Here is a 26,927-nt window from a genome sequence, read left to right as displayed (position 1 = left end):
TAATGGTTCTGCAGGTAGGCCACCATCCGATGCCCAGGAATCCGCGGATCCACAGGCCGCCCGTGGTGCCGGTTACGGAAGCTCGACCAGGTCCCCGCGTGGAAGAACCCACCTGTCAGCACGTCCGACAGCGTCCAGGGAGCCGAAGAAGAGTTGGGGCGGCTCTGGTGGTGGGCGATCTGCTATTAGTCGACTGGGTACCGTCCGCCGCACCCAGCAGATTGCGAAACCTGACCTGCACGGAACTATCTAGGCAACTCTGCCTGCGGTCTATATCCTCGTAGGCGTGACGACTGCAACCAACCTCGAACCAATTACCCCATTTTACCGTTATAACGCCACAGCAAGGCCAGTCCGGCTTTATAAAGGACAGATTGCGGGGATAGCACATTGCCCACTGCCGGGCGAAATCCGGATGAACACGTCATCGAAGCTGAGCATTGTATGGCAGGCGGAATCTGCCGGCATCATGGCTTTCGGGTCACGCCTTCTAAGGCTCAACCTCAACGGCCCATTCAAGTCCAACTCAATCGAAGCCTACATGCGCACGTGGGATGAGGGCTGGATCAATGAAGCCGAATTGGGGTCTAAAGACACCAGGCTAGCAAAAGCTAAGCTCCATTGGTTTAATCTGCCCCGGTTGCGCTCAGCCCGGAGGCTCCATTCGGACAATAGCAACACTACCCATGTCCACAGATGGGAGATCAACATTGCGGGTTGGGCACTGCGAATGGACTGCCGGCCCGACTACGACGCGACGTGGGTGAAACTACACGACTCCGAGAAATTCCTGATGACCCATGTCATGGAAGTCACGAGGGTTGATGGAAGCGACTACGGCGTGGATGAGCTGAAATCGCTCCTCCTAGCCCTGCACATGTCCTTTTCATTCGCCACAGGATGCCATGTCGCGCCAGCACTCCCAGTAGGGTTCGACAGGTTCGGGCGCGTCGCGTGGAAGCAGTGGACGGTCCCCCACTGCGACCCAGCACGTAGCATTAGTCCGGGATGGAGGGCAGAGTTCCAGACAGCGGATTTCGATTCGTACGTGCAACTGGCCGTGCCGGCACTGATGGATTCGCCACTCAGCGAGAGGCTGCGATTCCAACTCATGTTCGCGATATCGTCAACCATACCGAGCGGGTTCGTAGAACAGCGAATCATGGTCGGGTTTGCAGGCATCGAGCACTTCACTTGGCATAGGCTCGTGGTAGACGGCCATTTGAGCAAGTCGGCCTATCAGAAGCTGGATGGGCACGAGCGTCTGCGCGAAGTCTTGAAGATGGCGAGCATCCCAACCGGACTCGATCCGGCCGTCTCGCCTGCCTTGGTCGAATTTGCCAGGGTGGAAGGAGCCAGACAGGGCCGAGCATTAGATGCCGCCCATGTCGTTACTCAGATCCGCAACCGAATAGTACATCCTACGGACTTACCGAAGTTGGTGTACCACATCAACGATCTAATCACTGAATCGTGGGCGCTGACTCGACATCTCCTAACACTGCTGATTCTTCAGACGCTCAACTATCGTGGTAGCACTCGCGATTTGAGCCGACTGACAGGAAGCGCCCACGAGGTGGTGTCCGTTCCATGGAAGTAAGGGTACCAATTGGTTCCATTGGTGCCGCCACTCGGTCTGCATCTAACCCAGACCTCGGTGGAGTGCGCCAGGCCAGGGTGACAAGATGGAGCGCCTACTGGTCGTGCAGCCTTGACACCCGTGTCCGTACTCGACTCGGCATGCCAGGTCGATTTAGAAAGGATGTCGAACCTCTACGATCCACCCACCGAACCTGTTTGGCGACTCCATACGGAAGTCGTCCGCCTCCGCCAGAGGCAGGTCTATGTCCGCCCTGCCTCCCAAATTGCCGTCGCGACATGAGCGGCAACGCGATGGTTATAACGCCACGATCGCCGCTGTCTCCGCCGGCAGCTCGATCCGGTCCCGCATCACCGTGACCCCCTCGCCGGTGGCCAGCAGCACCCGCCGAGCCACCCCAGGCAGCGACACACCCTGCCCCCGCCCAGCCAGGTTCGCGACAACAAGCGTGTCCCCCCGCCGCATCAGCAGGAACTGGTCCCCATGCTGCACAGAAACAGCGTGCAACCGAGGATCCGAGAGATCAGAACAAGACCGCCGCAGCCCAATCAACCGCTGGTAAAACGCCAGCATCGAGGCATGCTCGGGCTTGTCCAGCTCCGCCCAGTCCAACCGCGACCGCACAAAGGTCTGCGGGTCCTGCGGATCGGGCACGTCCCCCTCAGCCCACCCGTGCGACGCGAACTCCCGCCGCCGCCCCAGAGCCACAGCGGTAGCCAACTCCGGCTCCGGATGCGACGTGAAGAACTGCCAAGGCGTGGACGCGGCCCACTCCTCCCCCATGAACAGCATGGGAGTGAACGGCGCGGTCAACAGCAACGTAGCCCCGACGCGGAGCAGCGAAGGCGACAGCGAAGCTGAGATCCGATCCCCGGTGGCCCGGTTCCCGATCTGGTCGTGGTTCTGCAGGTACGCCACCAACCGATGCCCAGGAACACGCGAGTCGAGAGGCCGCCCATGGTGCCGGTTACGGAAACTCGACCAGGTCCCCGCGTGGAAGAACCCACCCGTCAGCACGTCCGACAGCGTCTCCAGGGACCCGAAGTCTCCGTAGTAGCCCTGCCGCTCCCCCGTCAGCAACGTGTGCAGCGCGTGGTGGGCGTCGTCGTTCCACTGCGCGTGCAGCCCGAACCCGCCCGCCTCGCGAGGCGTGATGAGCCGTGGATCGTTGAGGTCGGACTCGGCGATGAGCGACAGCGGCCGCCCCAGGTGCGTCGACAGCGACTCGACGGCAACGGCCAGCTCTTCCAGGATCGGCACCGCCCGCGAGTCCGGCAGCGCGTGCACGGCGTCCAGACGCAGCCCGTCGACGTGGTAGTCGCGCAGCCACATCAGCACGCTGTCGATGATGTAGCGGCGTACCTCGTCGGAGTGCGGGCCGTCCAGGTTCACCGAGCGGCCCCAACTGTTGCTCTGCTCGGCGAGGTAGGGCCCGAACCGCGGCGCGTAGGCCCCGGAGGGCCCGAAATGGTTGTAGACGACGTCGAGGATCACCCCCAGGCCGCGAGCATGAGCGGCGTCGACGAACCGTTTCAGGCCGTCGGGGCCGCCGTAGGGCTGGTGCGGGGCAAACCAGCAGACACCGTCGTACCCCCAGTTGTGTTCGCCGTTGAAGGCGTTGACCGGGAGCAGTTCGATCAGGTCGACGCCCAACGACACCAGGTGGTCGAGGCGCTCGATGGCCGCGTCGAAGGTGCCTTCCGGGGTGAACGTGCCGATGTGCAGTTCGTAGAGGATGCTGCCGGGCAGTTGCCGCCCGGTCCACGAGCTGTCGGACCAGTCGAACGCGGCCTGGTCGTACAGGCGGCTCGGTCCGTGGACGCCGTCGGGCTGCCAGGCGGAGCGTGGGTCGGGCAGCGGGGTGTCGTCGTCGTCGAGCAGGAACGCGTAGTCGGGGCCGCCGCCGGGCACCTCGACCCTCCACCAACCGTCTGCTGCGGCGCGCATCTCGTGGTCGGCGTCGCCCGGCAGGTGCAGTCGGACCCGCTGCGCGTCCGGCGCCCAGACGGAGAATTCGGTCATCACGCAGCCTCCACGGAAGCGGTGGAAGGGGCCAGCAGAGCGACGGGATAGTCGGCCAACAGGTCGGCCAGAGAGGTCTCCCCGCCACTGTAGACCCGCCCGGTGAACAGGTCCTTCACCTCGTTAACACCAAGCGACAGAACTGTGTCGCGCCACCCACCGCCGCGTGCCAGGCCCAGCGGCAGGCGGGTCGCCACGGTGATCGCGCCGCCCCTGTCGAACGCCAGCACGTGGCGGCTCGCCGGCCCGTGCGCCGGCACCGGCCGGTAGCCGGTGAACAGCTCCGGGTGCGCCCGCCGCAACCGCAGCGTCCGCGACACGACGAGCAGCTTCGCCGCTCCGTCGGTGTCGATCGAGGGACGCCAGCCGCCGTCGAGCCGCGCCAGCATCTCCCGGCGTACGTCGAAGTCGACAGGCCGCCGATTGTCCGGGTCGACGAGGGAGTTGTCCCACAACTCGGTGCCCTGGTAGGTGTCCGGCACACCGGGCATCGTGAGTTGGATCAGCTTCTGCCCGAGCGAGTTGCACCAGCCGGCCGGCGCGAGGGCGGCGGCGAGTTCGGTCAGCTCCGCGTGCAGTTGCTCGTCGTCGTACATCCGGTCGATGACCGCGTGCATGGCCTGCTCGAAGACCGGGTCCGGGTCCGCCCAACTGGTCGAGGCCGCGGCCTCCCGGGCGGCCTTCTCGGCGTACGCGTGCAGCCGCTCCCGCTCGATCGGCCACGCCCCGACGGCGGTCTGCCAGAGCAGGTGGGCGAACGCCGGGTCGGGCAGCGGGGCGTACTCCATCCATCTTTGGACCTGCTCGGCCCAGCGGCCCGGCAGCTCGCTGAGCACGGCGAGGCGGGCGCGCACGTCCTCGCCGCGCTTCGTGTCGTGGGTGGAGAGGGTTGTCATGCTTGCGGGCCAGCGGACCTGGCGGGCGCTGGCGAAGCGGTGGAACTCCGCCGGCGGCACCCCGAAGTGGGCGGGGCTGCCGCCGACCTCGTTGAGTGCCACGAAGCGGGTCCAGCGGTAGAACGCGGTGTCCTCCACGCCCTTGGCCATGACCGCGCCGGTGAGCTGCGGGAAACGGCAGGCAAGTTCGTCGTCGGGGTCGCGCAGCCGGCGGGTGATCGCGTCCAGGGCGCCGGTCAGGTCGGGGCGGCGGCGGCCGGCCTCGGAGCGGGCGGCGGCGAGGTACCGGGCACCCTCCGGCGGGTAGCCCCGGTAGACCGGGAACACAGCGGCCAGTTCGGCGAGCGCGGCGCGGGCCTGCTCGGTGGGCACCTCGGGAGCGAGGGCGGCAAGCCGGGTCAGCTCGGCGCCGAGGAGCTGGGTGGCGGCGGCCAGCTTCGTGGCGTGGGTCAGGTCCTGCCACGACGTGTGGTGCCCGGCGAGGCGGGTGTCCAGCGCCGTGAAGTCGCCCTCGGCGTCCGCGTCGACGAACAGGCCGTTGACCGCGGCGAGGGCGTCGTAGCCGGTCGTGCCGTCCACCGGCCAGTCCGGCAGCTCCTCGCCGTACTCCAGGATCTTCTCCACCACGAGCCAGGCGTCCGGCGCGGCCTCGCGCAGCCGGGCGAGGTAGCCGGCGGGGTCGCGCAGGCCGTCCGGGTGGTCGACGCGGATGCCGTCGACCTCCCCGTCGGCGGCCCACCGCAGGATCAGCTCGTGGGTGGCGGCGAACACCGCCGGGTCCTCCACGCGCAGGCCCGCAAGGCCCGCGATGGCGAAGAACCGGCGGTACGTCAGCTCGGCGTCACCGCGCCGCCAGGAGATCAGCTCGTAGTGCTGCCTGTCGTGCACCTCCCGCGCGGTGCCGTCGCCGGTGCCGTCGGCGACCGGGAAGCGGTGCTCGTGGTAGCGCAGCTCACCGTCGACCAGCTTGAGGTCGTCCAGGGCGGCCGGGTCGTCGGCAAGCACCGGCAGCAGCAGCCGGCCCCGGTCCCAGTCGATGTCGAACCAGTCGGCGTACGACGAGTCGCGCCCCCGGCGCAGCACGTCCCACCAGGCCGGGTTGGCCGGCGGCACGGCGACCCCGGCGTGGTTGGGCACGATGTCGACGACCAGTCCGAGCTGCGTGTCGCGCAGTGCCCGCAGCAGCCGCTGCCGGGCGGCCTCGCCACCCAGCTCCGGGTTGACGCTCCGGTGGTCGACAACGTCGTAGCCGTGCTGGGAGCCGGGCGTCGCCGCCAGCAGCGGGGCGGTGTAGAGGTGGCTGACGCCCAGCTCGGTGAGGTAGTCGGCGATGCCGGCGGTGGCGTCCAGGTCGAAGCCGGGGCGGACCTGGACGCGGTAGGTGGCCTTGGGAGGGGTGGCGGCCATGTCAGATCGTCCTCTCCAGCACGACGAGGGACCGGTCCGGCACCCGGATGGTGCCGCCCGCGCTGATCACCGTGGCGTCGTCCGGCTCGGGTTCGGCGGTGCTGATGACCCGTTCCCACTTCTGCCCGTACTCGGAGCCCGGCATCGTGAAGTCCAGCGGCGCGTCATGGGCGTTGAAGCAGAGCAGGAACGAGGCGTCGTGGTGCTTCTGGCCGTACTGGCCGCGCTCCCGGATGCCCTCGCCGTTGACGAACAGCGCCACCGAACGACCGAAGTCGTTGCCCCAGTCGTCCCCTGTCATCTCCCGCCCGTCGGGGGTGTGCCAGGCCAGGTCCGGCAGCGGCTCGTCGATGCCGCGCCCACCCACCGGCAGCCCTGTGAAGAACCGGCGGCGGCGGAACACCTGGTGCCGTTTGCGGAAGTCGGTGAGCGTACGGACGAAGTCAAGCAGGTGCTCGTCGACGTTGTCCCAGTCGATCCAGGCCAGCTCGCTGTCCTGGCAGTAGGCGTTGTTGTTGCCGTGCTGGGTGCGGCCCAGCTCGTCGCCGTGCCCGATCATCGGCACGCCCTGCGAGAGCATCAGGGTGGCCAGGAAGTTGCGCCGCTGCTTGGCCCGCAGGGCGAGCACCGCGTCGTCGTCGGTGTCGCCCTCCACGCCGCAGTTCCAGGACCTGTTGTGGCTCTCGCCGTCCCGGTTCTCCTCGCCGTTGGCCTCGTTGTGCTTGTCGTTGTACGACACCAGGTCGTTAAGCGTGAACCCGTCGTGCACGGTGACGAAGTTGATGCTGTGGAACGGGCGGCGGCCGTCGTCCTGGTAGAGGTCGGCGGAGCCGGAGATCCGCGACGCGAACTCCGCGAGGGTGGCCGGCTCGCCGCGCCAGAAGTCCCTGACCGTGTCGCGGTACTTGCCGTTCCACTCCGTCCACAGCGGCGGGAAGTTGCCCACCTGGTAGCCGCCGGGGCCGACGTCCCACGGCTCGGCGATCAACTTGACCTGGCTGACCACCGGGTCCTGCTGGACCACCTCGAAGAACGTGGAGAGCCTGTCCACCTCGTAGAACTCGCGGGCCAGGGTGGCCGCCAGGTCGAAGCGGAAGCCGTCGACGTGCATCTCGGTCACCCAGTACCGCAACGAATCCATGATCAGTTGCAGCGAGTGCGGGCTGCGCACGTTGAGGCTGTTGCCGGTGCCCGTGTAGTCGACGAAGTAGCGGCGGTCCTCCTCGCTGAGCCGGTAGTAGCTCGGCGCGTCCACGCCCTTGAAGCTCAGCGTCGGCCCGAGATGGTTGCCCTCGGCGGTGTGGTTGTAGACCACGTCGAGGATGACCTCGATGCCCGCCGCGTGCAGCGCCTTGACCATGCCCCGGAACTCCTGCACCTGCTGCCCGAGGTGACCCAGCGCCGAGTAGCCGTGGTGCGGCGCGAAGAAGCCGATCGTGTTGTAACCCCAGTAGTTGCGCAGGCCCAGGTCGACGAGCCGGTGGTCGTGCACGAACTCGTGCACCGGCATCAGCTCGATCGCGGTCACCCCGAGCCGGGTCAGGTGCTCGATCATCGGCGGGGAGGCGATTCCCGCGTACGTGCCGCGCAGCTCCTCCGGGATGTCCGGGTGCCGCATGGTCAGCCCGCGCACGTGCGCCTCGTAGATCACCGAGTGGTGGTACGGCGTACGCGGCGGCTTGTCGTTGCCCCAGTCGAAGTACGGGTTGACCACCACCGACTTCGGCATGAACGGCGCCGAGTCGGTCTCGTTCATCTTCTCCGGCTCGCCAAGCACGTAGTCGTACACCGCCGGGTCCCACTGGACGTCACCGTCGACGGCCTTGGCGTACGGGTCGAGCAGCAGCTTGTGCGGGTTGCAGCGCAACCCGTTCGCCGGGTCGTACGGGCCGTACACCCGGTAGCCGTAGCGCTGCCCCGGCTCGATGCCCGGCAGGTACGCGTGCCAGACGTAGGCGTCCACCTCGCGCAGCTCGACGCGGCGCTCGGCGCCGGTGTCCCACTCGTCGAAGAGGCACAGCTCGATCCGCTCGGCAACCTCGGAAAAGATGGCGAAGTTGGTGCCCATCCCGTCGTAGGTGGCGCCCAGGGGATACCGCTCGCCCGGCCAGACCTGCATGTCGCTCCTTCAGCACTTGATCACGAGCGAACCGCGTCGTGAACGCGCGGGAGGTCGGAACCCGCCCGCGCGCACGCCGGTATTGCCCTGCGCCCCCACGCGCCAATCCATCCTTTCAGGCGATGACCGAAAACCACCTGTCTGATGCGCGCTACACCCTCAGGTGTCCTCCGTCACCATGGGCGTTTTGAAGATGCGTTCCGGGGCGCGATGCCCTTTGCTTGTCGGGGGACACGCGTCCGCGCGTGCCTCACTCGGCCTTCGGCCACCCTTCTCACCCTCACTCCGCCGCCACTGACGCCGGCACGCACCACCATGCATGGACGGAGATTGATGTGACGACCCTGCGGGTCGATGAGCAGCTCGCTGCCACCAAGGACCGGGCCCACCGGCCCACCCTGACCTCCCGGCATCCGCTACCCCCGCAGCCCGGTCCCTCCGCGCAGCCCGGCACTGTCGTGCCCGCGCAGCCCGGCCCCGGTGTGCCGCCGCAGACCCGTCGCATCCTGATGCTCTCGTGGGAGTACCCGCCGGTACTCGTCGGCGGCCTCGGCCGCCACGTGCACGCCCTCTCCGTCGCCCTCGCCGCCGCCGGCCACGACGTCACGGTCGTCACCCGCCACGCCGAGGGCGCACCCCTTGAGGAGTACGCCGACGGCGTGCGCATCCTGCGCGCACCCGAAGACCCCGTCGCCTTCCCCCTCGCCACCGGCTCCCTCCTCGCCTGGACGATGGCCTTCAACCACACCCTCACCCGCACCGCCCTGCGCGCCACCCAGGCCGGCAGCTACGACGTCATCCACGCCCACGACTGGCTCGTCGCGCACACCGCGATGACGTTGCGCGACCACCTGGACATCCCCCTCGTCAGCACCATCCACGCGACCGAGGCGGGCCGGCACCAGGGCTGGCTGCCCGAGGAGATGAACCGCACCATCCACGGCGTCGAGCAGTGGCTCAGCAGCGAGTCCGGTCGGGTCATCGTCTGCTCCGGCTACATGCGCGACGAGGTGGGCGCGCTGTTCGGCGTACCGGCCGGCCGCGTCGACGTGGTCGCCAACGGCGTCGAGTCGCACCGCTGGAAGGTGCCGGCCCGGGACGTGGCCGCGGCGCGGGCCCGGTTCGCCGGAGACGGCCCCCTGGTCACCTTCGCCGGTCGACTCGTCTACGAGAAGGGCGTGCAGCACCTCATCGCCGCCCTCCCCCGGCTGCGCGAGCGGCACCCCGGGCTGCGCGCCGTGATCGCCGGCGACGGCCCGTACCGCGCCGAACTGGAGGCCGAGGTGCACCGCCGCGGCCTCGGCGGGATGGTCAGCATGCCCGGCTTCCTCGGCGGCAACGACCTGCCGGCGCTGATGGCGGCGTCCGACTGCTTCGCGGTGCCGAGCATCTACGAGCCGTTCGGCATGGTCGCCCTGGAGGGCGCCGCCGCCGGAGCGCCCCTCGCCGTCGCCGCCACCGGTGGCCTCGCCGAGATCGTCGAGCCGGAAGCCACCGGGATGACGTTCCGCCCGCACGACCCGGACGGGCTCGCCGACGCCGTCGACGCGCTGCTGTCCGACCGCGAGCGCGCCCGCGCCATGGCCCGCCGCGCCCGTCGGATGGTCAACGACCAGTACGGCTGGACGGCCATCGCCCAGCGCACCGCCGCCAGCTACGCCGCCGCCATCGCCAACGACGCCGCGTTCACCGCCGAGCGCGCCGAGCAGCGCATGTCCCAGGGCCGGGTCCTCCCGGCGCTGCCCGAGGGCAACCTGCTCGCCGCCGCCGGACTGCGCTGACGGTCGGGCCGTTCCGGCCCGCTTGCGCTTGATCGACTCGGGGTTCCTTGAAGTCGGGGTGTCCCGGTGCCGGGGATACCGCAACTTCCTGGAAGCCGAGTCGATCACGCGCAGCGGTGACCGCGCTTCGCCGCCCAGCGCCGGCCGCCAGGCCGAGCGCGTCCGGCGCGGGCCGGCCGGGCCTGCGCCCAGCGCCGGCCGCCAGGCCGAGCGCGTCCGGCGCGGGCCGGCCGGGCCTGCGCCCAGCGCCGGCCGCCAGGCCGAGCGGATCCGGCGTGGGCCGGTCGGGCCTGTCAGAATGTGCTGATGTCTCGTCCTGTCGATGCCCTCGACTCCGCGTTTCCGCTCGCCGCCTCCATCGCGCTGGACCTGATCCGGCGCCCCGAGGTGTCCGCGCAGTGGTCGAACCCGAGCGCCCTGCCGCACCTGTCCGTGGGCGCGCTGGCGTGCCACCTCGGGCGGCAGGCCGTACGGGCGGCGGAGCTGCTGCCGACACCCGCCGACCTGCCCACGTTGGAGTCGGCGGACAGCCACTACGAGCGGGCCGCCTGGGTCACCGAGGGCACCCCGGCCGCCGAGGCGGTCGCCGACGGCCCGGACGAGGCCGACGCCGCACACGGGCCGGCCGACCTGCACGCCCGCTCGGCCGACGCGCTCGCGCAGGTCACCGACCTGCTGTCGCGGAGCGCCGCCCTCGACGTCGTGCCGATCCCGTGGCAGGGCTGGTCCCTGCGCCGCGCCGACTTCCTGCTCACGCGCCAACTGGAGATCGTCGTGCACTCCGACGACCTCGCGGTGAGCGTCGGCGTGCCCACGCCTGTGTTCCCGCCGGAGGTCTTCGACCCCGTACGCGACCTGCTGGTCCGCCTGGCCGTCCGCCGGCACGGCCAGGCGGCGTTGATCAGCGCGTTGAGCCGCAGCGAACGAGCCCAGGACATCTCCGCCTTCTAAAAGCCCCGACGCCGCGCGGGCCGGGCCGGATCAGTCCACGCACTGGGATGCCCCCTTGATCGACACAATGTCGCCGATGTCGCGGTGTCCCGGCGGCGCGGATACCGCGACATCGGCGATGTCGAGTCGATCATCGCCCGATCAGCCCACCCGACCCCGCCGCCCCGCCGCTGAAACGCCGCAGGCCGCCGGCCCGGATCGGGTCGGCGGCCTGCGGGTCGAGCGGACGAGCGGACGAGCGAGGTCAGCGCTCGGCGAAGGGGACGTAGTCCCGCTCGGGGGCACCGACGTAGACCTGCCGCGGACGGCCGATCTTGGTCTCCGGGTCGCTGATCATCTCGCGCCACTGGGCGATCCAGCCGGGCAGCCGGCCGAGCGCGAACAGCACCGTGAACATCTTCGTGGGGAAGCCCATGGCCTTGTAGATCAGGCCGGTGTAGAAGTCCACGTTCGGGTAGAGCCGGCGGGAGACGAAGAAGTCGTCGGCGAGCGCGATCTCCTCCAGCTCCATGGCGATGTCCAGCAGCGGGTCCGGCTTGGCCATGCGGCCCAGCACGTCCTGCGCGGCCTTCTTGACGATCGCCGCCCGCGGGTCGTAGTTCTTGTAGACCCGGTGGCCGAAGCCCATCAGCTTGACGCCGTCCTCCTTGTCCTTGACCTTGCGGACGAAGGAGCGGACGTCGCCGTCGCCGGCGTGGATCTTCTGGAGCATCTCCAGCACCGCCTGGTTGGCGCCGCCGTGCAGCGGGCCGAACAGGGCGTTCACGCCTGCGGAGACCGAGGCGAACAGGTTGGCGTTGCTGGAGCCGACGAGCCGGACGGTCGACGTGGAGCAGTTCTGCTCGTGGTCGGCGTGCAGGACGAAGAGCATGTCCAGCACCTTCGACATCACCGGGTCGACCTCGTACGGCTCCGCCGGCACACCGAACGTCATGCGCAGCAGGTTGTCCACGTACCCGAGGGAGTTGTCCGGGTAGAGCAGCGGCTGCCCGATGGACTTCTTGTACGCGTACGAGGCGATGGTGGGGACCTTCGCCATGAGCCGGACCGTGGAGATCTCCACGTGCTCGGAGTCGAACGGGTCCAGGCTGTCCTGGTAGAAGGTCGACAGGGCGCTCACCGCAGACGACAGCACCGCCATCGGGTGGGCGTCCCGGGGGAAGCCCTCGAAGAAGCGGCGCATCTCCTCGTGCAGCAGCGAGTGCCGCCGGATCCACTCGGTGAACTCGGTCAGCTGCTGCTCGGTGGGCAGCTCACCGTAGATGAGCAGGTAGGAGACCTCCAGGAAGGAGGACTTCTCGGCCAGCTGCTCGATCGGGTATCCCCGGTAACGCAGGATCCCCGCGTCGCCGTCGATGTAGGTGATCGCGGATGAGGCAGCCGCGGTGTTGACGAAACCGGGGTCGTACGTCGTCATCCCGGTTTCCTTCAGCAGCTTGCTCACCCCGATGCCAGCGGGGCCCTCGACCGCGGAATGGACCGGCATCGACAGCTGCCCACCGGGGTGATCGAGCTTGACTTCCGTCATGTGGTTCCTCGCTTCGCCGGCAGATCTACGTTGAATTGCCTTCGCTTCTACCGTAATTGCGGCTCGGGGGACACCGCCCGCCGTGGTTCGGCGGTGAGGTATGCGTCACCCGATTCCCGACCGGGAAGCCGGGAAACCCGCCGTCCCGCCAGGCGGGAGCCGAAGAAACCCCGCCGGGAGGCCGGAAGATCAGGACAACGTGAGGCGTCGTAGCGTACCGTCCGCCGCGACCTGGTAGACGTCGAGCTGGTTCGTCCCGGCGCGGAACAGCCGGTCGTCGGTGAGCAGCGCGGCGAAGCGGCGCCCGCCCGGATCGCTCGGCACCACCGGGACCACCGCGCCGATCCGACCGTTGACGGCGACGGCGAGCAGCGTGCCGTCCGGTACGGCGTCCGGCACGTCACCCCAGACCAGCGCCGGGAGGGTGCCGGTGTCCGGGTCGGTCGACCGGAAGGCGGCCAGGTCGGCGACCTGGGCGCTGCCCCCGGTCGGGCCGGCGCGGACCTCGGTGCCCACCAGCGGGTGCGGTGTCGGCAGTGGCGGCGGGGTGGGCACGCCGCCGGGGAAGGTCACCGCCTGCCCGGGGGTGTCGTAGAAGTGTTTCGTGGCGTCGGTGCGGGGGGCCTGCCGGGCGGAGCGGCCGTCGACGTGCCAGGGCAGGCGGATGCCCGCGGAGTCGGCGACGGTGGGCAGCAGGTCGACGTGTTCCCAGTTGCGGTCGTCCACCCGGCCGGTCTGTTGCCCCGGCTCCTTGACGAACATCGGCACCCAGGCGACCTCGCCGGCGGCTGCCGTGATGGCGTCCATGCCCCGGCCCTGCGCGCCCGGGTGGAAGCTCACCCCGTGGTCGGCGGTGACGACGACGAGGGCCTGGTCGTAGAGGCCGCTGGCCCGCAGCGTCCGCAGGGTCTCGCCGATCAGCCGGTCGGTGTAGCCGAGTTGGGCGAGGTGCCGCTGGCGGGCCAGCTCGACCCAGCCGGCGCCGTCGTTGGGCAGGTCCTCGGGGGCGTCGTAGCGGGCGCCGGACGGCAGGTACGCCCACGGGGAGTGCGGCATCAGCAGGTGCAGGAAGTGCAGGGTGGGTCGGGGTTGCGGCTTCAGCCCGGCCAGGAAGCTGGTGAACCGGGCCGGCTGGTTGTCGTCGAGGCTGTCCCAGCGGAACTTCGGGTCGGCCGGGACCGGCTCGGCGGCGTCCAGGCCGGCCTCGACGCGGGTCTGCTCCCGGTAGGAGTCCTCCGGGTCGACGCGGGTGTTCGTCGGCCCGGCGACCTGCCCGAGCAGCTTGCCGGTCTGCCGGACCAGCACGCCGAGGCCCCGCTCCGGCGCGACCGGCTGCTCGCACCGGCTGGGTGGGCAGAGCCGGGTGATGCTCTCCTGGGCCTGGATGTCGTAGAGGCCGCCGAAGGCCGTGAACAGGTTGTCCGGGTACTGCGAGTAGTGCGGCGCGACCGACCGCGCCGGGTAGCGGCCGGTGAGCATCGCCGGCAGCGCGTTGGGCGTCCAGCCGCTGACCCCTGTGGCGTTGCGGTACCAGGTCGAGCCGCCGGCCAGCTCGGCGAAGTGCGGGAACCGGGCCGCGTCGATCTGGCCGTCGCCGCCGAGCAGGCTGACAAGCGGCAGCTCGTCGAGGATCAGCATGACCACCGGCGGGTGCACGGCCGTGCCCTGCGCGGTGCCGACCGCTCCGCCGTCGCCGCGTGGCAGCACGACCGCCGAGGTGGGCGACACGAACAGGAACAGCGCCACGAAGGCCACCGGGCCGGCGGCGGCCAGTCGCAGCGCCCGGCCCGGCGACCGCCACCGCCGGTGCGCGGCCGCGCCGCCCAGCCCGGCCAGACCGGCAAGCACCAGCAGGGGTACGCCCCGAAGCGGCGTCGTGTGCCGGCCCACCTGCACGGCGAGGGCGGCGAGCAGCAGCCCGACAAGCGCCGTGTGGGTGAGCGCGCGGGCGGTGCGGCCGGCAAGTCGACTGAGCGCGCCGAGCAGCGCCACGGGCACGGTCGGCGCGAGGGCCACCAGGGCGAGCAGCAGCAGGATCTGCCCGCGGTCGGCGCGGTGGAAGAGGAAGAAGTCGGGGCTGCGGCCGAGCACGTCCAGCAGCGGCTGGGTGACGACAAGCCCGACAAGCGCCACGACCTCCAGCAGCCGGCCCACCTCGCCGCGCCAGCCCCGCTCCCAACGACAGGTGACGGGCGGTTCAGCCACCCATCACCGCCCGGTAGAGCGTGCGGGTGCCCGAGGGCAGTTCCAGCCGGTCGGTGATGCGGCCCCGGGCCTCGATGATCCGTTCGAAGGTGTCACGCCGGTAGTCCGGGAAGAGGCCCTCGGGCTTGTTGGCCAGCAGTCGGGTGGCCATCGGGTCGTCCGGGTGCACGAACTCCACCACCACGGCGCCGCCGGGCGCGGTCAGCCCGGCCAGCCAGTCGACGACCTCCGGCAGTGGCACGTTGCGGCCGATCGCGAGGTGGTGCACCAGGGCCAGGGCGAGCACGACGTCCGCCGACGCCCGCTGCGCGAAGCCGGCGCGCTCGACGCCGCGCCAGCCGCCACCGGGCGACGGGTCGGCCAGGTCGACGACGAGCGGCAGGATCCGCTGCTGCCCCTCGGAGCGCAGCGCCCGGTACAGCTCGTCGACCACTGCCGGGTCCTGCTCGACGGCGACCACGTAGTCGGCGTGCCCGGCGGCCAGTCGGGCGTACCTGCCGTCGTTGGCGCCCAGGTCGAGCACCAGGCGCGGACGGGCGGCGGCGGCCACCGCGGTGACCACGAACTGCTCCTTGGCGACCCGGTCGCGCGCCGAGTAGCCGCAGGTGCGCTGGTAGTCCGACCAGTGGCTGCCCGACGGGCGGTGCTCCAGCCGGCGGACGAGCTTCTCGATGCCGCGTACGGTGGCCGCCTGCAGGTCCCGGGAGTAGCCGGCGGCGCGCAGTTGGGCCTTCACGTCGCTGGTGCTGGCGGCGGCGTTACGCTGCTGCATCGCGCCGTGCAGGTGCAGGTGGGTCAGGACGCCGGGACGCAGTCGCCGGGTGCCGCCGAAGAGGGGGCGCAGCTGGTCGGCCTCGATGCCGTCGACCTGGGCGCGCAGCCAGGGCTGGAAGTCCACGCCCAGGTGGGCGGTGAGCAGCAACGGATAGAGCACGGTCTGGCAGAACTGCCGGTAGCCGGCCCACGGTTCGCCGTCGCGGATCGGCTCGAAGGAGCCGATGTCGATGAAGACCGGCTTCGCGCCACGCCACTGCAGGTTGTAGGCGGAGCCGTCCTTGGTGGTGAAGCCGTCGGCGAGGGCGGTACGCAGGATCTCCAGGTGCAGCAGCGCGGCGTCGCGCAGCATGCCGAAGGACCACTCGTACGGATGGGAGACGAACGGGATGCGCTCGTGGCGCAGCACCGCCGCCCACGGCGTGCCGGCCGTGGCGGGCACCAACGTGGGCGGGGCGTCCTCGGTGGCGCAGACCTTGCCGGCCGAGACGAGCGTGGGAAAGAACGGGCTGGCCGCGAGGGTCCGCCAGTGCTCGGCGGCCTGGGCGTTCAACCCGCGCAGCACCTCGTCGCCGACGTGGAACACCCGGTTGGCGGGGTCGCGGAAGGAGGCGGGTTCGGGGCGTACGCCGGTGGGTGAGGTCGTCATGGTCGCGGCGTCCGCTACCGCTGGTCGGTGGGTTGCCTGCGGAACCGGTCGACGAGCCGCCGCCAGTAGAGCTTGGCGGCGACCGCGGCGCCGGCCACCCCGCCGACGACGGCCTGCACGATCAGGCTGCCGGATCCCGCGTCCAGGTAGGCCAGATGGATCACCGACCGCTCCTTCCCCTCGCCCGTCTCGACACCGGCGTCCCGGGAAGGTAGCGGTGAGGCTTTTAACCCAGAAAGCCGGACTTGTCCATCACCGTACGCTGCTCGTCAGCGGTGTCGCGGCCACATCCGTGGACTCCCAGCCTCGCCACAGAAAGCGGTAGGCGTCGGTACGCTGCGAAGGTGCGGTGGACAGTCGTGGACGCGCCACTGGACTCCTCCGGCGCCGGCCGCGGCGAGGAGCGGGCCCCGGCTGCCCTGCGCCGCGCCGGCCTGCTCGACGCGCTCGGCGCGGACGACGACGGGCAGGTGGACGAGGCGCTGTTGCGCGACCCGGCCCGCGACCCGGCGAGCGGGGTGATCGGCGCGGCCGGGCTGGTCCGGGCCGGCGCGGCAATCACCAACCGGGTCGCGGCGCTGATCGCCGTCGGCCGTCGGCCGCTCGTGCTGGGCGGGGACTGCGCGATCCTGCCCGGCATCTGCCGGGGCCTGCCGCGCACGACCGACCTGTGGTTCGTCGACGCCCATCCCGACTTCCTCGACGGCGCGACCTCGCCGACCGGTGAGGCCGCCGACATGGACCTCTCGGTGGTCACCGGGCACGGCCCGGCCGCCGCGATCGGCGTCGACGAGGCCCTGCTCGACCCCGGCCGGGTCCACCTGCTCGGGCACCGCCCGTCGTCCGACGACGACGGTCGGGTCGAGGTGGCCCGGATCGACCCGGCGATCCACCAGGTGCCCGCCGCCGAGCTGCTACGCCGGGGCGCGGGTGCGGTCGGGGCGGGCCTGGCTGCCGACGGCGACGGGCCGGCCTGGCTGCACCTCGACCTGGACGCGGTGGATCCGCGCGACCTGCCGGCGGTGACCTACCCCGAGCCGGACGGGCTGCGCTGGCCCGACCTGAGCGCGCTGGTCACCCCTCTGGTGCGCGCCGACCGGCTGCTCGGCATGAGCGTGACCGACCTCAACGCCGACGAGGACCCCGACGGGCGCCACGCGCGGCGCGTCGTCGAGGTCCTCGCGGACGTACTGGCCGGCTGACCCGGGTCGTCAGCCGCGTCGGTGGTGCATGCCGAGGCGCAGCAGCACGAAGCGCAGCACCGTCGCGGTCAGGTTCGCGGCCACCAGCACCGCCAGCTCCACCGGCCGGGCGGGGGCGGCGGTGACGGCGTGCAGGACCGCCAGCGCCCCGCTCGTCAGCGCCAGGCCGAGCGCGAACGCCAGCAACCCCTGCGCATGATGCCGACCGGCGTGCCGGCTGCCGGTGATGCCGAACGTCAACCGCCGGTTCGCGGCCGTGTTCGCCACCGCCGTCACCAGCAGGGCCAGCAGGTTCGCCGGCTGTGCGCCGAGCACGCCCCGGGTGGCCACGAACAGCAGCAGGTACGCCAGCGTGCTGGCCACCCCGACGGCCGCGAACCGGACGAGCTGCCGGGGCAGCCCGACCGGCACCTGCGCCGGCAGGGCGGCGAGCTGCACCCCGCCAGGCTGTCGCGCGCCGGCGAGCTGCGGCCCCTCGCCGAGCTGCTGCACGCCGCCGAGCTGACGCGCCGTGCCGAACTGCCCGGGCGCGGCGGTCAGGGGTGCGCGGCCGAGTTGCGCGCGCAGCTCGGCCAGCGGGAGTGTGCCGGTCACCAGCGCCCGACCGAGCCGTCCCATCCCCCGCAGGTCGGCCAGGGCGGTGGCGACGATGTCGACGCGGCTGTCCGGGTCGTCGACCCAGTCCACGGGCACCTCGTGGATGCGCAGCCCGGCCCGCTGGGCGAGCACCAGCAGCTCGGTGTCGAAGAACCAGCCGGTGTCGCGCACGTGCGGAAGGAGCCCGGCGGCAACGTCCGCGCGGATCGCCTTGAACCCGCACTGCGCGTCGGAGAAGCGCGCTGCCAGCGCCCCGCGCAGCAGCAGGTTGTACGCGCGGGAGATCACCTCCCGCTTGGCGCCGCGCACCACCCGCGACGTACGAGCCAGCCGGGTTCCTATCGCCAGGTCGGAGTGGCCGGAGATCAGCGGCGCGACGAGCGGCAGCAGCGCCGCCAGATCGGTGGACAGGTCCACATCCATGTACGCCAGCACCGGCGCGGACGAGGCGGACCACGCGGCGGACAGCGCGCGCCCCCGCCCCTTGGCGTCCAGGTGCCGCACGCCGACCTCCGGCAGCTCGGCGGCGAGCGCCTCGGCCACGGCCAGGGTGCCGTCCACACTGGCGTTGTCGGCCACGGTGATCCGGAACGGGTACGGGAAGTGCGCGGTGAGATGCGCGTGCAACCGGCGTACGCACGGCCCGAGGTCGGTCTCCTCGTTGTAGACCGGGATCACCACGTCCAGCACCGCGCCCGCGCCGCTGGACCGGGTCCGCACGGCGGCGCGGGGGCCGCTGAGCGCGGTCACGACGCGTCCGCGCCGGTGCTCAGGTCGTAGACGGTGACCCCGTCCACCGTCTGCGCCGGAAAGGTCTCCGTGACCCAGGCGGAGATCTCCTGCGATGCGGAGCTGCCGCCGTTGGCGCGGAAGCCACCACCGCCCACGAAGTAGTGGATCTTCGCGTCGGCGACGTAGCGCTTGAACTGCGCGAGCGTCGGCGACGGGTCGCTGCCGTTGAACCCGCCGATCGGCATCACCGGGTCGCCGGTGGCCAACTGGTAGCCGGAGGCGTTGTTCGAGCCGATGGTGGCCGCGACCCAGGTGTAGCGGTCGGCGTCGCGCTCCAGCAGCTCGCGCAGCGCCGCGCTGGGCTCCCGGGCGTCGAGCAGCCCGCCCATGCCGCCGCCGGCCTCGCGGCCCTGCCCGCGACCGGGAAAGCCGGGGAACTGCCCGCCACCGGGGAAGCCGGGTGCCTGGCCGCTGTTCTGGCCGCCACCGGGGAAGCCGGGGACCTGACCGCCTGGGGTCTGACCGCCGGGAACCTGACCGCCGTTGCGGCCGTCGCCGGTGCCGCCCTGCACCTGACCGCCATTCTGGCCCCCGCTGGGGAACTGGCCCCCGCCGCGGAACTGGCCACCGCCCGGGAACTGACCGCCACCGCCCGGGAACTGGCCCCCGCCGGGGAATGCCATGCCGCCGGGTGGGCGGCCGCCCGGGAAGCCACCGCGGCCGAAACCGCCCGCCACTGCCGGGCCGGCGCTCGGGATCGAGCCGGTGTGTGGGGTCGCGGCGGTCTGCGCGGCGTACGCCGCAGGCCCGGCGAGGGCCGCCGCCGCGCCGACGCCAAGCGCCACAGGCGCCAGCCAGCGGGGCAGTCGGGCGGCCAGCAGGAGCAGGGCCGCGCCGAGCAGGCCGGCGACAAGCACGGCGGTACGCAGCCACGGGTACCAGTCGGGGCTGCGCCCGAGCAGCACCCACGCCCACCAGACGGTGACCGCGAGGGTGGCGGCGAGCGTCACGGTGGCGGCCAGCGGACGCCACCGCCGCCACCGGGACGCCACGACCGGTTTGTCGGACCGGCCGGGCGTCGATTCCACCACTGCCCCGTCGACAGCGTCAGCACCCGCCGGCAGCGACGCCGTGTCCGGCGGAACGGCACCCGCCGGCGGCGACGCCGTGTCCGGCGGAACGGCACCCGCCGGCGGCGACGCCGCGTTCGCCGGCAGCGACGCCGCGGCCACGGGGACGAGGTGGCGCTGTCGCCAGAGCAGCGTGCCGCCGATGCCGACAAGCGCCCCCACGGCCGGCGCGAGCGCCACTGTGTAGTACGCGTGGAAGATCCCGGACATGAAGCTGAAGATCAGCCCGGTGACCAGCAGCCAGCCGCCCCACAGCAGCAGGCCGGCCCGGGTGCGGTCGGTACGCGGGGCGCGTCCGGCCACCAGCAGACCCGCGACCAGCAGGATCAGCGCGGCCGGCAGTAGCCAGGAGATCTGACCGCCGACCTCGCCGTCGAACATCCGCGACAGCCCGGTCTGCCCGGAGAACGGGCCACCACCACCGCCGCCGCCCATCCGCCCGCCGCCGCCGACGCTGCCCACCTCGTCGCCGGTGATCCGGCCGAGGCCGTTGTAGCCGAGGGTCAGTTCCAGGATGCTGTTGCCCTGCGACCCGCCGATGTACGGCCGGGCGCCGGCCGGGACGAGTTCGACGACTGCCACCCACCAGCCGGCGGACACCACCACCGCCACGCCGGCCAGCAGCAGTTGCCGCACCCGCCGCCACAGCCCGGTGGGCGCGGCCAGCAGGTAGACGCCCGCGAACACCGGCACCAGCAGGAACGCCTGGAGCATCTTGGTCAGGAACCCGAGGCCGACGAGCGTGCCGGCCAGCACGATCCACCGGGTGCTGGCCGTCTCCAGCGCGCGCACTGTGGCGTACGCGCCGGCGACCAGCAGCAGCACGAGCAGCGCGTCGGGGTTGTTGAAGCGGAACATGAGCGTCGCGACCGGGGTGACGGCGAGGACGGCGCCCGCGATCAGGCCGGCCACCGGGCCGTACCAGCGTTTGACGCTCGCGTAGAGCACGCCGACGGACGCGACCCCGCAGAGCGCCTGCGGGACGAGCATCGCCCAGCTGTTCAGCCCGAAGACGCGTACCGACAGGGCCATCAGCCACAGCGAGGCGGGCGTCTTGTCGACGGTGATCGAGTTGGCCGCGTCCGACGAGCCGTAGAAGAACGCCTTTCCGCTCACCGAGCCGGCCTGCACGGCGGCCGCGTAGAACGAGTTGGCCCAGCCGGAGGCCCCCAGGTCCCAGAGGTAGAGCAGGCCGGTGCCCAGGAGCAGCGCCACCACTGCGGGACGGGTCCAGGCCGGTGGACGGGCCTGCGGCGGCGAGTGTTCCGCCTGGCGCGTGGTGGTCCCGGGTGGTGCCGGCGGTTCGGGTGTGGGCGTCGTCGGCAGGGTGTCTGTGGTGTCCATGCGGCCAGCCTCGGAGGCCGGGCTGGCGGGACCCCGTGCGCCGACTATGCGTCAGCTGTGGGATTCGGCAGGCGGACGACGAAGACGGTCCGCCCCGGCCGGCTGTCGACGGCGACAGTGCCGTGGTGGGCCTCCACCACGGCCGCCACGATCGCCAGGCCGAGGCCGGTGCTGCCGTGTGCCCGGGAGCGGGAGCTGTCGCCCCGGGCGAACCGCTCGAACATCTCGGGTCGCAGCTCCGCCGGCACCCCCGGCCCGTCGTCGGCGACGGTGAGCACGGCGGTGTCCGCCTCGACGGCGAGCGTGGTGGTGACGGTCGTGCCGGGCGGGGTGTGCACGCGGGCGTTGCCCAGGAGGTTCGCCACCACCTGGTGCAGGCGGGCGGTGTCGCCGGGGACCCGGATGACCACCTCGGGCAGGTCGAGCTGCCAGCGGTGCTCGGGGCCGGCCACGTGGGCGTCGCTCACCGCGTCCACCACGAGGGCGGACAGGTCGACCGGGTCCGCCGCGAGCGGCCGGCCGGCGTCGAGCCGGGCCAGCAGCAGCAGGTCGTCGACGAGGCTCGTCATCCGGGTGCTCTCCGACTCGACGCGGCGCAGCGCGTGTGCCACGTCGGCGGGGACCTCGTCGCGGCCGCGCCGGGCCACCTCGGCGTACCCCCGGATCGCCGCGAGGGGGGTGCGCAGCTCGTGGCTGGCGTCGGCGACGAACTGGCGTACCCGTGTCTCGCTTGCCTGCCGTGCGGCCAGCGCGTCCGCGACGTGGCCGAGCATGCGGTTGAGCGCCGCGCCGACCTGGCCGACCTCGGTGCGCGGGTCGGTGTCGCCCGCCGGCACCCGGACGGCGAGCGCGACCTCGCCGCGGTCCAGCGGCAGCTCGGTGACCCGGGTGGCGGTGGCGGCCACCCGGTTCAGCGGTCGCAGCGTGGCGCGCACGATGAGCGCGCCGGCCGCGCCGGCGAGGAGCAGCCCGAGGCCGGCCACCCCGGCCTGCGCGGCGACAAGCGCCCAGACGGTGTCCTGCACGCCCGACAGCGGGATCGCCACGGCCAGCACCATCCCGTCGGGGAGACGCCGCGCCACGGCCCGCACGTCACCGCCGTCGTCGAGCGCGACGGTGCGCGGCCGGCCGTCGGTGGGCAGCGCGGCCAGCCGCGCGGCGTCAGCGGCGGGGACGTCCGCGAGGCTGCCGCTCTCGGTGCTCCTCGTCGCCGTGGTGACGCCGTCGGCGAGGCGTACGGCGAGCGAGCCCGGCGGGAAGCCACGCGGAGGCTCCGGCGGGGGCGGGTCGACGCCGCCCGGTCGCGAGGCGGGCCACCCGGGGTCGCCGCCCTGGCGGAACCACGGCGGCACGTCGGCGCGCGGCCGGTCGCCCATCGTCAACTGGCTGTCGACCTGGCCGACGAGGAAGTGCCGCAGGGCGACAGTGGTGAGCCCGCCGATCGCGACGCTGACCAGGGCGAGCAGCGTCACCAGGGCGAGCACCAGCCGGGTCCGCAGCGACCGGCCGGCCAGCCACCGCCGGGCCGTGCGCAGCGGTCGGCGGCGCGGCCGTACGTCAGTCGGCGGGTTTGAGGACATAGCCCGCGCCGCGCAGCGTGTGGATCATCGGCGGACGGCCGGCGTCGATCTTCTTGCGCAGGTACGAGATGTACAGCTCCACCACGTTGGCCTGGCCGCCGAAGTCGTAGTTCCACACCCGGTCGAGGATCTGCGCCTTGCTGAGGACCCGGCGCGGGTTGCGCATCAGGTAGCGCAGCAGCTCGAACTCGGTAGCGGTCAGCGTGACGAGCTGGCCGGCGCGGCGAACCTCGTGGCTGTCCTCGTCGAGGCTGAGGTCGCCGACTGTCAGCACCGCCTCCTCCTGGGCGGCGACCGCGAAGCCGGAGCGGCGCAGCAGGGCGCGCAGCCGGGCGATCACCTCCTCCAGGCTGAACGGCTTGGTCACGTAGTCGTCGCCGCCCACGGTCAGCCCGGCGATGCGCTCCTCGACGGCGTCGCGGGCGGTCAGGAACAGCACAGGCACGGTGGGGGCGTGCTCGCGCAGCCGGCGCAGCACCTGGAAGCCGTCCAGGTCGGGCAGCATGACGTCGAGCACGACGGCGTCCGGCTGGAACTGCCGCGCGGTGCTCAGCGCCGCCATGCCGTTGCCGGCGCTGCGCACCTGCCAACCCTCGTAGCGCAGCGCCATCGCCAGCAGGTCGGTGAGTGTCGCCTCGTCGTCGACCACAAGCACCCGGACCGGTTCGCCGTCGGGGCGACGCAACTCGATCCGGCCCGGCGCGGTCTGCCCCTGGATGACCATGCCCCCCATCGTGGGCGGGTCCGCTGTGTCACGCCTCTGCCCCACCTGTGTGCCAGCTGTGCGGCCGGGCCGCCGGACCACCGTGTCAGCCCTCGCCCGTGGTCACTCGGACACCCCGTACGCGTCGGTGCGCACGAAACGCATGCTCCACCCGCCCAGGCCGTCGGGCTGGTCGCGTTCGTAGAGGTGGTCGGGGCCCGGCTGGGTCGGGCCGGTGCCGTCCGGGTGCCGCATGATCCAACGCCGGGGCGGGGCACCGTCGGGGCCGGCCGGCACCGCGCGGACCAGGCCGTCCGCGGGACCGCCCACGAAGCGTACGGTGACCTCGCTCATCGCGGTGGCTCCCCGGTGACCGTGCCGGCACGCTCGGTACGCCCAGCCCTGGCTCGCAAGCTACCGCACCCGCCACCGGATCGCGCCGAGGTACGCCGGGATCGGCCACGCCCGATCACCTGGCGGTTTGCCCAGCTCGGACCCCGGGTACCGCGATCGGAGGCACCCGCCGCCGGCGGGCGAGGACGAGGAGCGGTCGATGCGCACGCTGGACGGGCGGTACCAGCTCGAACAGCGGATCGGCGTGGGCGGGATGTCCGAGGTGTGGCGGGCCCACGACCGTGTGCTGGACCGGCCGGTCGCGGTGAAGCTGATCTCGCCCGGCCCGGACGGCCAGCACGACACGGTCGACCGGATCCGCACGGAGGCCCGCTCCGCGGCCCGGCTGGTGCACCCGAACGTGGCGAGCGTGCACGACTTCGGCACCTCCTCGACGCTGCCCGGTCGCCGGTCGCCGTACATCGTGATGGAGCTGGCCGAGGGCGAGACGCTCGCCGCGCACCTGCGGGCGGGCCCCCTGGACTGGCGCATCTCGGTGCGGGTCTGCGCCGAGGTCGCCGCCGCGCTGTCCGCCGCGCACGCGAGCGGCATCGTGCACCGCGACGTCAAGCCGGCAAACGTCATGCTCACCCCGGTCGGCGTGAAGGTCCTCGACTTCGGCATCGCCACCGCGACCGGTACGGCGGACCCGATGCCTGACGGCATGGTGCTGGGCACCCCCGCCTATCTGGCGCCCGAGCAGCTCGACGGCACGCCGGCCACCCCGGCGGCCGACATGTACGCCCTCGGCGTGCTGCTCTACTACTGCCTCACCAGCCGGCTGCCGTACCGGGCGAACAATTCCGCCGAGCTGCTGACGGAGCGTCGGGCCCGGCCTCCGGAGCCGCTGCCCGAGATCGACGGGCTGCCGCCGGAGGTGTCCGAGTTGTGCCGCTCCTGCCTGGCCGACGACCCGGCGGAGCGTCCGACCAGCCTGGTCGCCGCGCTGCTGCTGGCCGAGGCCGTGGACGCCCGGGTGTACGTGCCGATGACGATCCCGACGCCGCGCCGCCCGACGGCGACGTCGCCGTGGACCGAGCGGGCCGCCGCGGAGGCCACCGAGGCGTTGTCGGTCGTCGACGGGCCCTGAAGGCGGGGTCGCACGGCGTTTCGCCAGCCCTCGGCCGGGTAGCCGGGCGGGTGAGCGACGGGAGGAACGCGATGCCGAGTCCGAGTTCCTGGCTGCATGAGGCCACCGCGACGGCCGAGGGCGGCCACGTACGCACCGACGACGGCGGGCTCTCCACGCCGTTGGCGTCGCCACTGGCGGCGCACTGCACAGGCCTGAGACCCGAGCAGTTGTTGGCGGCGGCCTTCGCGTCCTGCCTGCACCACGCGGCGGTGGAGGCGGCCGGGGAGATCACCAACGAGGCGCACACGGTCCAGGTGCGCGCCGAGGCGAAGCTGGGCCGCGACGACGACGGGCGGTACCGGGCCGACGTGCACGCCTCGATCTCCTCCGCCGGTCTGAGTCGTGCGCAGTTGGCCGATCTGGTCGAGTACGCCGACCGGCTCTGGCCGTTCTCCAGCGGCGACAACACCCGACACCGTCTGACCGTCACCCCGGCGGAGAACGGGCGGCACTGATCCCGGCACGCGCTCGTGGCCGGTGAGCGGCTTTTCGGGTGCCACCTCCGCTGGCCGGCCACCTCGGGCCTCCGTCGTTCGGTGGAGCGAGCACCCTCCGAACGGAGGATCTACGGGAATCGGCAGGAGTCGAGTGGCGGGTCCGCAGCGGTGACCGAGTTCGCCGGGCTAATCGGGAATAACCGTCTCGCCTGATCGGCACGGTTTCGCGGGTTCAACTGGGCTTTCGCCCGATATGGCAGCCATGATCCGGGCAAATTGTGGCGCATGCCACCGTACGGGCCGATGGCAGCGGACGATCGACTATCTAGCCTCGGCGGGTGCATCCCGTCGACCCCGCCGCCCAGAAGCTGACCGACGCGCTCCCGACCACCCGTTCGGGCGACGCCGTATCAACCGAACGGACGATCGGCCGTCACCGGGCCCCCGAGCTGCCGCCGCGCCGCACCCGGCTGGGCTCCACGCCCGTCCGGGTCGCCCTGGCCACCGGCGTCACCTGCTGCCTCGGTCTGGGCGCGTTCGCCGCGGCCCGGGGCGCCGAGGACACCCCGCAGCCGGTACGACCGATCGCCGACGCGCTTGCCGACCGTGCCTCCGTCGCCGACGAGCGCGCCTCCCGGTCGCTGGACCGCGACGCCGCCCCCGCCCGGGTCATCCCCACACCGACGGCGTCGCCGACCCCCACCGTCGCCCGCAAGGCGGCGCCCAGGAAGCCTGTCAAGCCCCGCCGACCCCGCCCGGTCGCCGGGCTCGACCAGACCCAGATGGACAACGCCAAGATCATCGTGGACGTCGGCCGGGAGCTGAAGATGCCACGCCGCGCCCTGGTGGTGGCGCTGGCGACCGCGATGCAGGAGAGCAACCTCTACAACCTGGCCAGCGACGTGCTGCCGGAGTCGACCCAGTACCCGCACCAGGGCAGCGGCGCCGACCACGACTCGCTCGGGCTGTTCCAGCAACGGCCCAGCAGCGGCTGGGGCACTGTGGCGGAACTGATGCGCCCGTCGTACGCCGCCCGGGCCTTCTACACGGCGCTGGCCGAGATCCCCGGCTGGGAGGACATGAGCGTCACCTCCGCCGCCCAGGCCGTGCAGATCTCCGCCTTCCCCGACGCGTACGCCCAGCACGAGGAGCGCGCGAGCACCGTGGCGGCGGCGCTCACCGTCTGAGCCGGCGCTCAGCGGGCCGTACGCCCGCTGGGTGGCGGGGCGTCCGCGTCCCGGCCGCCGGCCGCCACCCGGGTCGCCGGTACGCCCGTTCCGGCCGCGGCGGTGGGCGTGTCGGCAGGCACCGGCTCGACAGTCACGCCGGTGAGGATCTCGTCGACGAGCGCCTCGCGGCGTCGCCGCGCGAGCAACGCCTCCTCGAAGTCCCGCCGGGCCTGCACGGCGTCCGTGTACGCCTGCTCGCGGACGCGCCGGGCCTCCTCGCGGGCCTCGTCCAGCTCGGAGCGGGCCTGCGCCAGGATCTCGGCCGCCTCCCGCCGCACCGCGTCGCCGGCCTGCCGCGCCGTCGCGGCGTCGCCCAGGTCGAGCCGCTGGAGCAGGCCGCTGAGCCAGGTCGCCTCCTGGCGGATCTCGTCCCACTCGCGGGTCGCCCCGGCGGCGCCCTCCGCCCGCGCCGCGAGCCGGGACAGCCGGATCCCCAGCTCATCGAGGCAGGAATCCACCTGCCGCCTGTCGTAGCCGGTCTTCACGACGGAGAACCTCATACTGTCGCCCCCAGGC

At 72.0% G+C, this 26,927-nt stretch carries 20 protein-coding genes and 1 pseudogene; 7 read left to right on the top strand and 14 right to left on the bottom strand.

All coding sequences use genetic code 11. The features are described from left to right. Positions 1-286 precede the first annotated feature (286 nt). Entirely contained in the window at positions 287-1,600 is a 1,314-nt protein-coding gene (locus OOJ91_RS02095; protein WP_266241775.1) for a hypothetical protein, read from the top strand. A gap of 297 nt (positions 1,601-1,897) precedes the next feature. Here the strand turns inward: OOJ91_RS02095 and treZ are convergent, their stop codons facing one another. Genes treZ through glgX form a run of 3 tightly spaced genes read right to left on the bottom strand, consistent with a single transcriptional unit; the run spans position 1,898 to position 8,044 of the window. Then, on the bottom strand, positions 1,898-3,622 hold the full coding sequence (gene treZ / locus OOJ91_RS02090) for a malto-oligosyltrehalose trehalohydrolase (RefSeq protein WP_266241773.1): 1,725 nt from the start codon (positions 3,620-3,622) through the stop codon (positions 1,898-1,900). Then, positions 3,622-5,925 carry a malto-oligosyltrehalose synthase gene (gene treY / locus OOJ91_RS02085; RefSeq protein WP_266241771.1) on the bottom strand — a complete coding sequence of 768 codons (2,304 nt, stop codon included), beginning with the start codon at positions 5,923-5,925 and terminating at the stop codon, positions 3,622-3,624. The genes treZ and treY overlap by 1 nt, the downstream gene beginning before the upstream one ends. 1 nt (position 5,926) lies before the next feature. Further along, the gene (gene glgX, locus OOJ91_RS02080) at positions 5,927-8,044 is read right to left on the bottom strand and encodes a glycogen debranching protein GlgX (RefSeq protein ID WP_266241769.1); all 2,118 of its coding nucleotides are present in this window, start codon (positions 8,042-8,044) and stop codon (positions 5,927-5,929) included. 335 nt (positions 8,045-8,379) lie between these two features. Here glgX and OOJ91_RS02075 point away from each other — a divergent pair, with 335 nt between their 5' ends. Next, positions 8,380-9,825 carry a glycosyltransferase family 4 protein gene (locus OOJ91_RS02075; RefSeq protein ID WP_266241767.1) on the top strand — a complete coding sequence of 482 codons (1,446 nt, stop codon included), beginning with the start codon at positions 8,380-8,382 and terminating at the stop codon, positions 9,823-9,825. Between the two features lie 306 nt (positions 9,826-10,131). After that, positions 10,132-10,776, top strand: a complete 645-nt coding sequence (locus OOJ91_RS02070; RefSeq protein WP_266241765.1) for a maleylpyruvate isomerase N-terminal domain-containing protein — start codon at positions 10,132-10,134, stop codon at positions 10,774-10,776. Between the two features lie 244 nt (positions 10,777-11,020). On the opposite strand, the gene OOJ91_RS02065 is transcribed toward OOJ91_RS02070, so the two are convergent. The 4 genes from OOJ91_RS02065 to OOJ91_RS02050 all read right to left on the bottom strand — a co-directional run bounded on the left by OOJ91_RS02065 (position 11,021) and on the right by OOJ91_RS02050 (position 16,096). Next, a complete protein-coding gene (locus tag OOJ91_RS02065; protein WP_266241763.1) occupies positions 11,021-12,304 on the bottom strand; it encodes a citrate synthase in 1,284 nt (427 codons plus the stop codon). 189 nt (positions 12,305-12,493) lie between these two features. Continuing rightward, entirely contained in the window at positions 12,494-14,509 is a 2,016-nt protein-coding gene (locus tag OOJ91_RS02060) for a sulfatase-like hydrolase/transferase (RefSeq protein WP_266241761.1), read from the bottom strand. Then, entirely contained in the window at positions 14,502-15,932 is a 1,431-nt protein-coding gene (locus OOJ91_RS02055; RefSeq protein ID WP_266241759.1) for a class I SAM-dependent methyltransferase, read from the bottom strand. Before OOJ91_RS02055 ends, OOJ91_RS02060 begins: the two co-directional genes overlap by 8 nt. A gap of 14 nt (positions 15,933-15,946) precedes the next feature. Beyond that, positions 15,947-16,096, bottom strand: coding sequence for a hypothetical protein (locus OOJ91_RS02050; protein ID WP_007459587.1), 150 nt, complete (start codon positions 16,094-16,096; stop codon positions 15,947-15,949). A gap of 180 nt (positions 16,097-16,276) precedes the next feature. Between OOJ91_RS02050 and OOJ91_RS02045 the strand changes: the two genes are divergently transcribed. Next, positions 16,277-17,134 (top strand): arginase family protein, encoded by an 858-nt coding sequence (locus tag OOJ91_RS02045; RefSeq protein WP_266241753.1) that lies wholly within the window; start codon positions 16,277-16,279, stop codon positions 17,132-17,134. A 9-nt stretch (positions 17,135-17,143) separates the two neighbouring features. Here OOJ91_RS02045 and OOJ91_RS34535 read toward each other — a convergent pair whose 3' ends face one another. The 6 genes and pseudogenes from OOJ91_RS34535 to OOJ91_RS02020 all read right to left on the bottom strand — a co-directional run bounded on the left by OOJ91_RS34535 (position 17,144) and on the right by OOJ91_RS02020 (position 23,574). Further along, entirely contained in the window at positions 17,144-17,545 is a 402-nt protein-coding gene (locus OOJ91_RS34535; protein WP_439117044.1) for a GtrA family protein, read from the bottom strand. 129 nt (positions 17,546-17,674) lie between these two features. Beyond that, positions 17,675-18,481, bottom strand: a pseudogene (locus OOJ91_RS34530) (glycosyltransferase); the annotation flags it as partial. After that, entirely contained in the window at positions 18,478-20,937 is a 2,460-nt protein-coding gene (locus OOJ91_RS02035) for a glycosyltransferase family 39 protein (protein WP_266241749.1), read from the bottom strand. The pseudogene OOJ91_RS34530 and the gene OOJ91_RS02035, both read right to left, overlap by 4 nt. Before the next feature lie 44 nt (positions 20,938-20,981). Then, a complete protein-coding gene (locus OOJ91_RS02030; protein ID WP_266245228.1) occupies positions 20,982-22,451 on the bottom strand; it encodes a sensor histidine kinase in 1,470 nt (489 codons plus the stop codon). A 43-nt stretch (positions 22,452-22,494) separates the two neighbouring features. Then, entirely contained in the window at positions 22,495-23,241 is a 747-nt protein-coding gene (locus tag OOJ91_RS02025; RefSeq protein WP_266241747.1) for a response regulator transcription factor, read from the bottom strand. A gap of 102 nt (positions 23,242-23,343) precedes the next feature. Then, a complete protein-coding gene (locus OOJ91_RS02020) occupies positions 23,344-23,574 on the bottom strand; it encodes a hypothetical protein (protein ID WP_007459573.1) in 231 nt (76 codons plus the stop codon). Between the two features lie 199 nt (positions 23,575-23,773). On the opposite strand from OOJ91_RS02020, the gene OOJ91_RS02015 reads away from it, so the two are divergent. From OOJ91_RS02015 to OOJ91_RS02005, 3 genes are all read left to right on the top strand, one after another. Next, complete coding sequence (locus OOJ91_RS02015) at positions 23,774-24,703, top strand: serine/threonine-protein kinase (RefSeq protein WP_266241743.1); 930 nt, start codon at positions 23,774-23,776, stop codon at positions 24,701-24,703. Positions 24,704-24,774: 71 nt separating this feature from the next. Then, positions 24,775-25,200, top strand: coding sequence for an OsmC family protein (locus OOJ91_RS02010; RefSeq protein ID WP_266241740.1), 426 nt, complete (start codon positions 24,775-24,777; stop codon positions 25,198-25,200). 320 nt (positions 25,201-25,520) lie between these two features. Next, positions 25,521-26,369: a hypothetical protein gene (locus OOJ91_RS02005; RefSeq protein WP_266241738.1), complete on the top strand. Its 849-nt coding sequence runs from the start codon at positions 25,521-25,523 to the stop codon at positions 26,367-26,369. A gap of 8 nt (positions 26,370-26,377) precedes the next feature. Here the strand turns inward: OOJ91_RS02005 and OOJ91_RS02000 are convergent, their stop codons facing one another. Beyond that, on the bottom strand, positions 26,378-26,911 hold the full coding sequence (locus OOJ91_RS02000; RefSeq protein ID WP_266241736.1) for an ATPase: 534 nt from the start codon (positions 26,909-26,911) through the stop codon (positions 26,378-26,380). Positions 26,912-26,927 lie beyond the last annotated feature (16 nt).

The organism is Micromonospora lupini (assembly GCF_026342015.1).
GTDB classification, from domain to species: domain Bacteria; phylum Actinomycetota; class Actinomycetes; order Mycobacteriales; family Micromonosporaceae; genus Micromonospora; species Micromonospora lupini_B.
This window is presented reverse-complemented; position numbering and strand designations above follow the sequence as displayed.